The organism is Psychrobacter nivimaris, from assembly GCF_043419765.1.
GTDB lineage: Bacteria > Pseudomonadota > Gammaproteobacteria > Pseudomonadales > Moraxellaceae > Psychrobacter.
The window spans coordinates 228,246-241,144 of record NZ_JBHOFX010000003.1 but is presented as its reverse complement, the minus strand read 5'-3'; the positions used below and the strand labels follow the sequence as shown (position 1 = coordinate 241,144).

Sequence of the window (12,899 nt, the reverse complement as noted above, 5' to 3'; positions counted from 1 at the left end):
CTTTTTTGATTCGAACTGTTAAGGACAAGGCATCCATCATGTCTTGGCGTGCGTACTTCTTATCTTCTCCTCACTTATTGGGCCGTCTTTATGATGCAGTTGCCATACAGCTTTGCGAAACGCCATCAGATTTTGGCCATACTTGCGATAGATCCAGAATTGCCGCCAACATTGGTACTTACCAAAGCTACCCCGTTGTCAGCGATCAATGAAGCGGTACGGTTTTTACAGCAGCAAGGCATTCGCGGTGTACCGACTTACGAAAGTGTTAGCGCGGATGATTTTGAAAAACGTATGAACGCAGCTTATGCTGGCAATACAGGAGAGTCGCAGCACATTGCTGCTGGACTTGAAGACCATCCTGATCTCGATAGCTTGGCAGATAGCGTCCCTGAAACTGAAGACTTGATGGATCAACAAGACGATGCGCCTATCATTCGTCTGATCAACGCTTTGTTGTCCGAAGCCATTCGTTTAAGTGCCTCAGATATTCATATTGAGACCTTTGAAAAGCGATTAGTCGTCCGTTTCCGAGTTGATGGTGAGCTAAAAGAAATCATCACACCAAAACGCCAACTAGCTCCATTGTTGGTTTCGCGTATTAAGGTAATGGCTAAGTTAGATATCGCCGAAAAGCGAGTGCCGCAAGATGGTCGTATCAGTTTAAGACTGGCAGGACGAGAGGTCGATGTGCGTGTATCGACTTTGCCATCGAGCTTTGGTGAGCGTGTGGTTATGCGTCTATTAGACAAGCAGGCTGGTCGTTTGAATATGACGTACTTAGGGCTGTCTGATAATGACTATACTGAGCTAAAGCGCTTAATCCATCGTCCGCATGGCATTATTTTGGTGACAGGGCCGACTGGCTCGGGTAAAACTACGACGCTATATTCTGCATTGACCGATTTAAATGATCAAACTCGCAATATTTTGACCGCTGAAGATCCGATTGAGTTTCAGCTTGATGGTATCGGGCAGACGCAGGTCAACAATAAAGTAGACATGACATTTGCTAAAAGTTTGCGTGCAATGCTTCGTCAAGATCCCGATGTGGTGATGGTTGGTGAAATTCGTGATTTAGAGACAGCTGAGATTGCCGTACAGGCCTCTTTGACAGGGCATTTGGTATTATCGACGCTGCATACCAACACTGCTATTGGCGCGGTTACTCGCTTACAGGACATGGGTGTTGAGCCGTTTCTGTTGTCGTCGTCGCTTATTGGCGTAGTAGCGCAGCGTTTGGTGCGTACCTTATGTTCACATTGCCAAAGCTGGCAGGCTGCTGATACTGAGCAAGCCAAGCTGTTTACCGAAATTGGCATTGGGGCAACGCTGAAAAGTGATGCCAAAGATATAGCAAGTGAGTCGATTAGTTTGCCCAAGCCAGTTGGCTGCGATAAATGTAATCAGTCAGGGTTTAAAGGACGTACTGCTATATATGAAGTCGTGCCAATCGACGATACATTGCGCCGTATGATTCATAGCAATACGGCTGAGTATGAGCTAGAAGAATATGCGCGGCAGCAGACTCCATCGATTCGTGCGGATGGTTTGCGTAAGGTCATAGAAGGGCGCACAACATTGGAAGAAGTGCTACGTGTAACGAAAGAGAGCGCATTAACGGACGAGACAATACTGGTATAAGTTTGCAGACTCGATATTGGTGTATCAGACAAAAAACAACTGGCGTAAATAGCCAGTTGTTTTAATATTTTTCTAATTTTGGAGCTTTAGAGTTTTTAGTCGCTATTATTTTGCAGCCATACACTCAACCTCAACGCTTGCTCCAGCAGCCAGTTCTGATACGCCAAAGGCTGAGCGTACAGGATAAGGCTTTATCATCTCAGCCTTGTAGACCTTATTAAAGTCATCAAAGTCATCCATATCAGTCAGCATGACCATACATTTAACAATATCAGACTTTCGGTAGCCATACTTTAATAGCGTGCTATGGATATTATCGAGCACTTGCTTGGTTTCAGCCTTGATACCGCCTTTGACCAGTTTGCCATCTTTAAAGCCGATTTGTCCCGACATATACAATGTATTGCCCACGCGTACAGCTTCTGAAAAAGGATAAGTACCGCCATCGCCCAAGAAAGTAGGCCCAGACTTAGCAATGCTGACAGCCGTCGTCGTATTAGCATTAGCGCTATGAACAAAACCCAATGAGCACATAGCGGCTAGCGCTAGCGTAGATAGGCAAGTACTAAGTTTGGACATACTGTTTCCTCATTGGGTTTGTTATCAATTTTTACTAGCTACTTATCAGTACTATTATTTTGAGTAGGTGAGGCATCGCTTTCTTCGATTGGTGCTTCAGTTTCATCTTCTGCGACTTTTTCAGACGCTTTACCTTGGCGGCGTGCCTCTAGCTCCGCTTTTGGTATCCATGCCCACGTCATCTCAACCACAATTGGATCGCGGTCACTATCAGACTCACGATCTTTGATGACACAAGGGATAATCATCTCACCTTTTGGCGTGTTTAGGATATCCAAACGCTGTTCGTCAGACAAGCTTGCAATAGCAGCAATTTGACCTTTTTTGATTGGACGATGGAAATTTACCGAGTAAGACTTAATCAGCAGAATGCGATCAGAGGGCAAGTTTAAACCCAAAATAAACCCCGTAGCCGTCTCAGCTAGTAATGTGATGGCGACTGCATGGATAGAGCCGATATGGTTTTGGACGGCTTTATTGTTGTTTAAACTAACGACGACTTGGTTTGGTTCTACCGTCTCATAATAAATGCCGGTCGTGCCGACATAGGGAACGACCTTGCCAAAGGCTTTAGATAGAATACTTGAGCGTGCTCCAGCAGGCAGATATTTGGTGACGGATAACAGTTTGGTAAATTGATTACTAATTGGTTTTAGCGTGCTACTGGGTTTTTCAACTGAAGGTTTTGTGCTGTCAGATACTTTGGCTGGCAGTTTATTGGTCAACTTGGCGGGTAGTTTTTTTAATAATCCTGACATACAAAATTCCTTAACGTAAATGAGTTGAATGACATTCTTAGCATGGCTTTTTATGATAGCGACAAAAATATAGGTTATAAAAGTCACTACAAATACTATGGTACATCAACCATTGCCTTCCTACTATTATTAGCATGAACTGCTGCGCTTACAAAACTATAGTAGCGTGGCTATGTTGCTAGGTTATGTCATCAATTTAGATCGCCACTTAAAGCCGCCTAGTCATCTTATATGTCAGCAACATTTGGGCATTAATATTATTAAGTGATTGATATAGTCAGTTCAATATAATTTGGATACAAGGAAGCCGAGGAACAGTACTACAAATAGTAGATTAAGTGAGACTGACACTGCATCTAATTTATAGAGGGTTGACTATAGTTACCATGCCAATAGACAGCCACGTTATAATGACAAAATGTTAGCATGTCTATTTCAAACCTGTTTTCAATGCCGCTGGATAACGTTATGCCTGATATGTCTGATCATGAACCGACCAATATTATTTATACGGGCGTTGCTGGTACAGGTAAAACCTATAGATTGCTGCAAATCGCGAAGCAATATACCGACTATCTACCCAAGACTGAAAATGAGGACTTATTAGAACAGCTGCTGCAAGGTCTAAGCTGGCGCGAAGTATTGTGTCTGGTGTTTTTAGATCTACGTGCTGAGCAGCAGGATTTGTTAAAGGTACGAGAAATTATTGATCATCCTTTTTTTATGACCAAAGCTGCTCAGAACTCACGTGAGAAAAATCTGGATAGTACAGCTTGGTTAGAGCTACGCAGACATAGTCCTACGAACTCTCAAACAGTCAGTTTTGATAACCGCGCTAGCCAAGCTTATTTTGATAAAGACAATAGTGGGGCATGGTATTTATTACCTGAAAGTATAGTGTTACTAGAAGATTTATCGCAGCAATTAGCTGAGTTTCAGCAGGCACAGCGTGACAACCAAGCCCATCAACATCAAAACATCGGTCAGCAACGTTTTAGTATGGTGAGCTTCCATCAAGCCTACGGTTATGAAGAGTTTGTAGAAGGTATACGGCCTGTCATGAGTGGCGCTGTACAAGCAAATAACAGCCCTTCTAATCAAACTCAAATGAGTTACGCGGTGCAAGATGGAGCGTTTTTAAAGCTATGCCAACGTGCCGCCCGCGACCCTCAGCAGCGTTATGCAATGCTGATTGATGAGATTAACCGTGCTAACGTGTCACGGGTGTTTGGCGAGCTTCTCAGTTTGATAGAGCCTGACAAACGAGCGGACAAGCCGAATGCGATGACAGTGAGTTTGGCGTATTCTGGGCGTGCTTTTAGTGTGCCTGCCAATGTCGATATTTATGCCACTATGAATACCCAAGACCATTCTTTAGCGCCACTTGATATGGCGTTACGTCGACGTTTTCGCTTTATTGATTGTCCACCGCAGCCTGATTTACTATCGACAATTCGTGATAGTAATGACACTGATGCTAGCGTGTCTGAAAACTTAGAAGCAGCTACGATAGATTTGAGTAAATTACTAACAGGCTTGAATAGACGTATCGTGCAGACACTGGGAGTAGAAGCGCAGTTGGGTCATGCGTTTTTATTCGCAGTCACTCAGTTAAAGCAATTACAAACGGCTCTCGTTGAACAAATTATTCCTCAATTGGCTCAAGCAGCTGGTGGCCAAATTACGGTGCTGCAGTATATCTTTAGAGATGAGCAGCAACCGACAAGTAAGCAGTTCGTACAGGACAGTCAAGCATTGATGAATGACGACTTGTATAATCCGATGGGCAACCAAAACAATGCTTCCGCTGAACACCAAATGTTTGCAGGGCAGGGTTCTTTTCTTGGTCAGTCTATGAGTATTAATAGTTATACTATCAATGCCGATTTGATTGCTAGGGATGGTGAGTTTAATAATGCTGCTACCTATCAGCGTTTGTACTAGCAGGGTGACCGTTCAGTGATAACGAATAATCTATATGACACCAAGCAACACGCTATTAGGGCAAACAGTCGTCAGACTCGTATCCCTAACAGTAGTGTCGCTACCATGAATGTTATTACCGTGTTTGAGCATCAACGTCTGACCGTGCATGATTTTTTGCACGCGTCTGACTTCGATTGGCTCATGGCTCAAGAATTTGCAGTATTTACTATCAAGCGTAAGCAAGGACAATGGCAGCTTAAGGTTGGGCACTATATTGGGATTATTCTATTACCCAGTGGCATGACGCTTGAGATATTGCCAAAGCTCAATCAGTTTACTCAGTCTAGCGATATCGTCCAGACTCGTTATTGGGTACAGGGTATGCTATCGGACTTAATTCATCTTGATGCGCATAACAATCGTAAGCTACCCAATACGAAAAACTTCGGTCAGTTTAGTTCTCAATCCACTCCTTTACCGTTAAAAGTATTGCCTATATCAGACTGGCTGATTGAGCAGTTTTTGCAGCGTTTAATGGATTATCAACCCACCAAGCATTATCAGGCTCAGATTGACAATCAGGCATCCCTGCAAGGTCGACTGCTCATCAAAGAGCAACTGCGTCACAATAGTATGCAACCGCATAAGTTCATCTGTGAAAGTAGCGTATTAAGTCACGACATGTTGGCCAATCGATTGATTAAGAGTGCATTGGTTTACTTGATGCCTTTATTGCCCCAGTTTATTTCTTCAAAACTGTTGCAGCCATGGCAGCAGGTGTCTACGCTCAACAACCGCGAAATGCAGCAGATAGCGGTAATATATGCTCAAGCAAAGCGTCAGCTAGACGTTCAACCACTCCAAAAGCAAAAATTGCACGCCGCGCAGCAGTTAGTAGACTTGGCATACTGGCTACTGAAGCAAAATACGGCTGCGACAGGTAACGGTATTGATCCAAGTAGACAAAATAGCTCTCAACTAAGATTGTGTCTATTGATTGATATGAATCAAGCTTTTGAGCAATGGGCAAGTCGGCGTATTGCATCGATGTTTCAGCAGCTTAATAGTAGTTACCGTCCTTTTTATCAGACCCAAAGTGTCTGGCTAAACGATGCTGAGGGACTAGCGTGCTTATCTATACGACCTGACCTACTGATATTTAAAACTGCCTCTGATGATTGTCAAAATCAGAACGATATAGCAGCTAGTCAAACTAAAGCCAAAAACAAAACCAGAGGTCGCTACAGTCATGTCATCGATATTAAGTGGAAATACTTACCACATGCCGCTGCAATTAGTGCGAGCGACGCCTATCAATTGACCAGCTATGCAAAAGCTTACTTGGCCGGGCAGGTCTGGTTGGTTTATCCGGTGCTAGGTAGTGATAGGCAGCCAGTAGCGCTCAAGCAGCAAACTCATTATGGCAGTAATGATAGCGATAGTAGCGATGATATTAAAAACAATGAATCAATTGATGCCCATTTATGGTTAATGCCGTTTAATGTTTTGACAGGCACACTCAACGGTGAAGTACTGCCACATTTGGGCAAAGCTTGATAAGGTTATCAATGACAACGCGAATGACTGATGGATAAAGGGTCTTACTGTCATTATTTTGGTAAAATTGACGTAATTTTAAAAAAAACTAGCGATTATTTGAAATTAATCGAAAATAGGTGTTGACACAATCGCCTTTACCCCTTAATATGTGCACCTCGATAGCGAGGAACATTAACAAGTTAGCGGCATTGCCAACAACGAGTTGATTAACAAACTATCGTGATAATAGAGAATTTCGGAGTGTGGCGCAGTTTGGTAGCGCATCTGGTTTGGGACCAGAGGGTCGTAGGTTCGAATCCTATCACTCCGACCATCTATTTTAAGAGCCTTACAGGCTTTTTTTTATGTATAACGGTTTAGTTTCTGATATAGTAAAATATATCGTAAAGTAAGCTTAGTATATAAAAGTCCTCTAAGAGCGCCTGTAGCTCAGCTGGATAGAGCATCTCCCTTCTAAGGAGGTGGCCGCAGGTTCGAATCCTGCCAGGCGCACCATTTAGCCTGCAAATCTTGCCTATTCTTTGGCAATAGTTATGGCGGTTGTAGCTCAGTTGGTAGAGCCCCGGGTTGTGATCTCGGTTGTCGTGGGTTCGAGTCCCATCAGTCGCCCCATATTTTATTCTGTATGTATCTACATACAAATCATATCTCAATCTAAAAATATATAAGTAATAGCACTCGCCCTTGATGGCGATTTTTTTATGCCTATTCGATTTTATCTCTATATTATCTTTATAATATTAAACAGATTGAGTTTGATAGCACCTTCAATACTAGTTAATCCTCCAAATTCTTATCAACATTTCCTGTAGGTTTTCCTTGAGGCCTAGCGTGACTGTGTCTATTCTATTATTGTTTAGTAATTCTAATAAGTAAATAGACATGACGTTTTAAATGATGCATTATGCTTAAGTGTTATCACATCCATTGTATTTAATAAAAATTATTTATTGGAGCAAGTATTCGCATAGAGCAAACCGACAGAACTTGTTATTAAGAGTATTATTTTTTTAAGATGAATCGTTATTAATCTGCATTATTGAGGACTTGATTGATGGACGCACTGAGTGTATTGCTGCAAAACGTGCATTTATTTGAGACTAAGTATTACCGTCTGAATGGCACTGGCAATTGGTCTTATTCTATTACTAGAAAAGACACCATTTTATTTTACTTAGTAATGTCTGGCGGTTTTTGCATCGATGTCGGTAATGGTCTACGAGAAGCTCGCGCTGGCGACATGATTATGATTCCGAATGCGCACAAGCATGTGAGTTACGCACTTAATCACCATGGCGATGTTGCTGAGTCGCTTGATGAACTATTGAGCAATTGCACTGAGCGTACACTTGATATCGATGGCGATGGAGACCCCAATTCTTCTTTGATACTGATCGAATGCAAATACGACAAAGAGATGATTAATCCTCTGTTGTCAGTACTACCACCAATATTACCGGAGCTCAATGATGCTGCTGACGGTCGGTTTGAAGTGATCGATGTAGAGATAAAGCTGCTAACACTAGAAGCTGAGCGCGAGCGTATGGGCAAAACGGCTGTAATCAATCATTGGGCAAGCATCATGATGATTGAGTGTTTGCGCGTCTATATCGAAAGCTTGCCTGAAGCCACAGAAAACTGGCTCAAAGCCATGAAGGATCCATTTTTGACCAAGGCACTAGCCGCGATGCATGGGGCACCGAATGAAAGCTGGACCATTCATCAGCTTGCTGAAGTGGCAGGGATGTCGCGTTCTAGCTTTGCACAGCGTTTCAAAGACACCGTTGGCATGCCGCCACTGACGTATCTGATCGATTATCGCTTACGATTGGCGGCTCGCTATTTACGCTTACAGCAAAACAGTATTAGCCGTATCAGCGAGATGGTAGGTTATGCCTCAGACTCGACTTTTAGTCAGGCATTTAAACGTGTGTATGGCGTCTCGCCAAAAGCATACCGTCAGCAGTATCGACAAAACAATCTTGCATAGCTCTAGTTGCTGTTTATTTAAGTTATTCAAGTAGAATCTCGATTAGAAGCGCTAAGGTCATTTATATGTCTTTGGCGCTTTTTTAGTTTGTGAATACATATCATTTTTAGATGTTGAACCACTCATATCTATAAAACCTTTGTTAACTTGCTATGGCTATTTTAGTTAAGGGCAGCTGACAATGAGTCTGTGTTCAGGTACTATGGGTTGATGAGTCGTCGAGACAAAAGCGTTGATGTTGTAGCGCGTTATATGTCCTTATACGATAAGCATATAAAAGGATCGAGACGATGTTTATTTTCGCTGCTGATGGTATGTTATGACTGAACCGACCGCAAAGCTAAATGCAGAAAGTAATGGCCAACAAGAGGCTGCTGCAACTGCTAAAACAGAAAGTAATGTTGATAAAAACACTGCTATAGAGAACCCGCATATCAGCAAAGATGCGCCGAAAAATGAGTCGGTAGAGACACCTGATAAGGCGGCATTATTGACGATGTTTACCTTGTCAGATATCGAGGCGGTAGCAACTGAAGCAGTAATATCTGAGTCACCCGATAGTCTTACAGTAGCTGCAAAACCTGTGGCTCAAGAAACCAATATCGCTACGCAGCGTGTTGCGCTTTATCGTGCTCAGCATGAGCGTACTCGACTGTTATATATGGCATCTGCCAATACGCGTCCTACTTACTTAGTACAAACCCTGAAGCCGCAATTCGCAGAATATCAGCAATATTTACTTGCGCAGCAGCTTGATAAACGTGGGTTGATGGATACGGATACGCTCGAAAGACTCTGGCAGCAGCTGCATGTGGTCGATGACATTATTGCAGATATCGTGCGTCACATGCCTGCGCAGCAGCCCGCCGGTTGGCAGCTGACGACTCAAGATGGTCGCAATCCATTGTGCTTTGCTACAGTTGGTAAGTTAAAGCACGGCAAGCCAATTCGCGACCAAGGTAGCCTCAACAGTTATGTACTTGGTCACTTTGGCGTGAGTAGTTTTACTTACGATCGAGGCTATTATATCGGTCATGTGGTTGGTTATTTATTCAGCTGTTATTATTGTGCCCATCTGTCGATTACTTATGGCGTCACAGCTCTTGGCCAGCAAGTCGTGGCTGACTATGATTACGCCAGTCTTGAAACCCCGCATATGGTTAGATTATTACAAGGTCTTGATGGTTATTGCAAAAAACGCATTTATCAGTTGGCCGTTATTTGTGCGCGCTTGAGTGTTTTCGCGAGTGATAAACGTATTGAAAGAATGCTAATCGCTGAGGTCAATGACTTCGATAAAAAGCTACAGCAGCAGCATTTGGATGTCTTGTTATTACAAGGTTTGATGCCTGATAGTAATGACTCAACGCCACTTTTTTAAGCGTCACATGTCAAATTAATAAATTTCTATTAAGTCATTAATTATAACTGTCTACTTGTAAGCTTCTTAGGATATCTGTTGCCATGCCTGCCTATCATTTCAAAGCGCTTGACGACCATGGCGTTGTCCAAAAAGGCTTGCTAGAGGGGGATTCTGCGCGGCAAATTCGCCAGCAGCTGCGTGATAAGCAATGGACACCCGTTGAAGTCAATCCGGTCAATGACAGACAGAGTCAGAGCAAAAATCGCTACAAAAAACCGTCTGCATACGAGTTGGCATTGCTGACACGTCAGCTATCTGTATTATTGGCAGCGGGTATCCCACTTGAGGAAACCTTGGCAGCGGTTGCTAAGCAATCACCAAAGACTCATATCAAATCCCTGATGCTTGCAGTGCGCTCACATGTCTTAGAAGGGCTCAGCTTAGCACGTGCCCTGCAACAAGCTGCTAGCTTTCCGCCGTTATATATCGCTACGATTGCCGCAGGCGAAAAATCTGGTCATCTTGATCTTATCCTCAATCAGCTAGCAGACTATACCGAAAACCGTTTTGCTCTCCAAAAGAAAATCCAAGGGGCCATGGTCTATCCGATTGTCTTAATGGTAATGGCAATTGCAGTAATTATGGGGCTGATGAGTTTTGTTGTACCCAAAATTGTCAAAGTGTTTGAGCAGTCTGAGCAAGCGCTGCCTCTAATTACTCAAATCGTTCTAACGCTATCAAATATCATTACTCAGTGGTGGTGGCTAATACTACTGGTATTGGTAAGTACCGCATTTTTATTCTACCGTTTCGCCCAAACGCAAGCAGGTAAATTAACGATTGATAGCGTGGTGCTTAAACTACCGATACTCGCTAGATTGTCGAAAGGATTAAATGCCGCGCGATTTGCCAGTACCCTTGCGATACTAGTACGATCAGGAGTGCCTTTAATTGAGGCGTTACATATCGGTGCTGCGGTCACGACCAATTTGCATATCCAAAAAACGATTATTACTGCGGCTGATAGGGTCACAGAAGGCTCTAGTTTGTCTAGCCAGCTAGAGAAATCTACTTACTTTCCACCGATGATGGTACAGATGATAAAAAGTGGGGAGAACTCAGGCGAGCTTGAAAATATGCTCAGCCGTGCCGCCAATATGCAGGAGGCAGAAGCAACCAATTTTATTAGCACTTTATTATCACTACTCGAACCTCTAATGCTGGTGCTAATGGGCATAGTAGTCATGATTATTGTGATGGCGGTTATGCTACCTATTGTCAATATGAACGATTTAGCAGGCTAGGTTCAGTCGCTAGCCGATGATTCATTATGCTATTCATATACAGGCAGCTTTCCTATTTCAAAATTTCTATTTTAACTCTCTTTTACTCTACTCATATCACCTCACTTGCTTGCTAAACCTTGGACTAGCTTTCTTAAGGTTTGCTTACTGTTGTATATTGTTGAACGAACGCTATTTTTGCTATGGCAAACACCAGCGCCGCGCTATATTAAGCATGGTTTAATAGTCATACAGTTGGTGTCATTCAATATTTAGCTTTGGCTAAAATAGTAAACCCAAATTCAAACTAGGCGCAGTGCTGGATAAAAATAAAACCATGGTTTATAGTGACAATAGTTTCAGAGCTCATTGATATATCATTGATGAGAGCTATGATAGAACGCCACTTTTACTATTTACATAACTGTGATGACCAAAGCGATGACTATGACTGACAAATTCCAAGTAAATATGACGCCAAAAAGTGCTATTCAGAATACGCAATCCCATTCAAATATTTTAAGTGACCATAAGACTGCTTCTTCAGCTATACAGCGTAGTGTGGCAAAAAAGTCTGGTCAAGCAGGATTCACTCTTATCGAGATTATGGTCGTCATTGTGATCCTAGCCATTCTTGCTGGATTAGTGGTACCAAAAGTAGTCGGTCAAAGTGATAAGGCCCGTGTGAAAACTACTGAAACGGCGCTTGCCACTGTCTCAAATGCGCTAGATATGTATAAGGTTGATAATTCACGCTATCCAACGACCGCTCAAGGGCTAGAGGCGCTTACGACACCGCCTGCTGATGCAAAAAACTATCCTGAAGGTGGGTATATTAAAGGTGGCTATCCAACCGATGGTTGGGAAAATGAGATGCAGTATGTTGCACCAGGTAGTGAAGGGCGACCTTACGATTTATTTTCATTAGGTGCTGATGGTCAACAAGGTGGTGAAGGTCAAGATGCGGATCTTTATGCTCAGCTATAAAGCTTAATAACAGACGTATAGTGAATAAGTTCTGATACTGATATAGCTTTGTAGAATGGAACATTCGTTCATCCATGCACTTTCAACAATTTATAAATATCAACCAATATTCCCTTATTGGTTGATATTTTTTATCAGTAGATAAACTGCCTACTGTTCAATAAAAGTTTGATATTCAGTGCTATAAATATATCTAGGCGCTCAGCAAAACAGTCATCGCAAACTGCAATTAAAGGTAATCATCTATGTTGATCCAACAGTCTAATAAATACTTTTCTAAAAACCTTTATAAATTGGTTCTAACCGTCGCAAGCACTTCATTAGTAACGGTTCTGTCAATGACATCGATCAGTGCACAAGCAGCAGGACTAAACGACTTATTTAAAAATAGCTCCTCGTTAAAATCAAAGTTCTTACCAGTGGATGAAGCCTTTCAGGTGGTCAGTAATACCAAAGCGACTTCCAAAGGCACGCGGTTGTCGATCAGTTTTGAAATTACGCCAGGGCATTATGTCTACAAGGATAAGCTTACGTTGAGCTTCCCTAAAGGAATAAGCGCCACGCCGTTCAATTTTAATCAAGCACCAGTATCAATCAATGATCCGACCTTTGGTCAGGTTCCTGTATTTACGCAAAGAAGCGTCATTGCAACCACGACGCTGACGACCAGTAATGGTAAGGGCGCCAAAAACGCGCCTATCATTATTGGTTGGCAAGGGTGTGCAACAGCAGGTCTATGCTATCCACCAGAAAAAGTCAAAACCAAGATAGACATTGCTGCGACCCGCAGATAAATATTGAGCAGATTG

10 protein-coding genes and 3 tRNA genes are annotated in these 12,899 nt (G+C 42.7%); 11 read left to right on the top strand and 2 right to left on the bottom strand.

The features are described from left to right. Positions 1–90: 90 nt before the first annotated feature. Positions 91–1,644, top strand: coding sequence for a type II secretion system ATPase GspE (gene gspE, locus ACHEVO_RS07735; RefSeq protein WP_394124518.1), 1,554 nt, complete (start codon positions 91–93; stop codon positions 1,642–1,644). Between the two features lie 105 nt (positions 1,645–1,749). On the opposite strand, the gene ACHEVO_RS07730 is transcribed toward gspE, so the two are convergent. Both ACHEVO_RS07730 and ACHEVO_RS07725 read right to left on the bottom strand, forming a co-directional pair. After that, positions 1,750–2,223, bottom strand: coding sequence for a RidA family protein (locus ACHEVO_RS07730; protein WP_394124517.1), 474 nt, complete (start codon positions 2,221–2,223; stop codon positions 1,750–1,752). 38 nt (positions 2,224–2,261) lie between these two features. Next, complete coding sequence (locus ACHEVO_RS07725; protein ID WP_394124516.1) at positions 2,262–2,981, bottom strand: DUF4442 domain-containing protein; 720 nt, start codon at positions 2,979–2,981, stop codon at positions 2,262–2,264. A gap of 426 nt (positions 2,982–3,407) precedes the next feature. On the opposite strand from ACHEVO_RS07725, the gene ACHEVO_RS07720 reads away from it, so the two are divergent. The 10 genes from ACHEVO_RS07720 (at position 3,408) to ACHEVO_RS07675 (ending at position 12,884) form a co-directional block, all read left to right on the top strand. Continuing rightward, positions 3,408–4,925, top strand: coding sequence for an McrB family protein (locus tag ACHEVO_RS07720; RefSeq protein ID WP_394124515.1), 1,518 nt, complete (start codon positions 3,408–3,410; stop codon positions 4,923–4,925). A gap of 15 nt (positions 4,926–4,940) precedes the next feature. Continuing rightward, positions 4,941–6,464, top strand: a complete 1,524-nt coding sequence (locus ACHEVO_RS07715) for an McrC family protein (RefSeq protein ID WP_394124514.1) — start codon at positions 4,941–4,943, stop codon at positions 6,462–6,464. A 239-nt stretch (positions 6,465–6,703) separates the two neighbouring features. Next, positions 6,704–6,780: transfer RNA gene (locus tag ACHEVO_RS07710), tRNA-Pro, on the top strand. Between the two features lie 105 nt (positions 6,781–6,885). After that, positions 6,886–6,962 (top strand) — tRNA-Arg (locus ACHEVO_RS07705). 41 nt (positions 6,963–7,003) lie between these two features. Beyond that, positions 7,004–7,079: transfer RNA gene (locus tag ACHEVO_RS07700), tRNA-His, on the top strand. A gap of 442 nt (positions 7,080–7,521) precedes the next feature. Beyond that, positions 7,522–8,457 (top strand): AraC family transcriptional regulator, encoded by a 936-nt coding sequence (locus ACHEVO_RS07695; protein ID WP_394124513.1) that lies wholly within the window; start codon positions 7,522–7,524, stop codon positions 8,455–8,457. 319 nt (positions 8,458–8,776) lie between these two features. After that, a complete protein-coding gene (locus tag ACHEVO_RS07690) occupies positions 8,777–9,838 on the top strand; it encodes a hypothetical protein (RefSeq protein ID WP_394124512.1) in 1,062 nt (353 codons plus the stop codon). 83 nt (positions 9,839–9,921) lie between these two features. Continuing rightward, the gene (gspF, locus tag ACHEVO_RS07685) at positions 9,922–11,124 is read left to right on the top strand and encodes a type II secretion system inner membrane protein GspF (protein WP_394124511.1); all 1,203 of its coding nucleotides are present in this window, start codon (positions 9,922–9,924) and stop codon (positions 11,122–11,124) included. Between the two features lie 426 nt (positions 11,125–11,550). Beyond that, a complete protein-coding gene (gspG, locus tag ACHEVO_RS07680; RefSeq protein ID WP_394124510.1) occupies positions 11,551–12,090 on the top strand; it encodes a type II secretion system major pseudopilin GspG in 540 nt (179 codons plus the stop codon). A 245-nt stretch (positions 12,091–12,335) separates the two neighbouring features. After that, the gene (locus tag ACHEVO_RS07675) at positions 12,336–12,884 is read left to right on the top strand and encodes a protein-disulfide reductase DsbD domain-containing protein (protein ID WP_394124509.1); all 549 of its coding nucleotides are present in this window, start codon (positions 12,336–12,338) and stop codon (positions 12,882–12,884) included. Positions 12,885–12,899: the final 15 nt, after the last annotated feature.

Bases quoted from the DNA above. Each gene is read 5' to 3' on its own strand.
- gspE (WP_394124518.1), top strand. From the start codon at position 91: ATGATGCAGTTGCCATACAGCTTTGCGAAACGCCATCAGATTTTGGCC.
- ACHEVO_RS07730 (WP_394124517.1), bottom strand. From the start codon at position 2,223: ATGTCCAAACTTAGTACTTGCCTATCTACGCTAGCGCTAGCCGCTATG.
- ACHEVO_RS07725 (WP_394124516.1), bottom strand. From the start codon at position 2,981: ATGTCAGGATTATTAAAAAAACTACCCGCCAAGTTGACCAATAAACTG.
- ACHEVO_RS07720 (WP_394124515.1), top strand. From the start codon at position 3,408: ATGTCTATTTCAAACCTGTTTTCAATGCCGCTGGATAACGTTATGCCT.
- ACHEVO_RS07695 (WP_394124513.1), top strand. From the start codon at position 7,522: ATGGACGCACTGAGTGTATTGCTGCAAAACGTGCATTTATTTGAGACT.
- ACHEVO_RS07690 (WP_394124512.1), top strand. From the start codon at position 8,777: ATGACTGAACCGACCGCAAAGCTAAATGCAGAAAGTAATGGCCAACAA.
- gspF (WP_394124511.1), top strand. From the start codon at position 9,922: ATGCCTGCCTATCATTTCAAAGCGCTTGACGACCATGGCGTTGTCCAA.
- gspG (WP_394124510.1), top strand. From the start codon at position 11,551: ATGACTGACAAATTCCAAGTAAATATGACGCCAAAAAGTGCTATTCAG.
- ACHEVO_RS07675 (WP_394124509.1), top strand. From the start codon at position 12,336: ATGTTGATCCAACAGTCTAATAAATACTTTTCTAAAAACCTTTATAAA.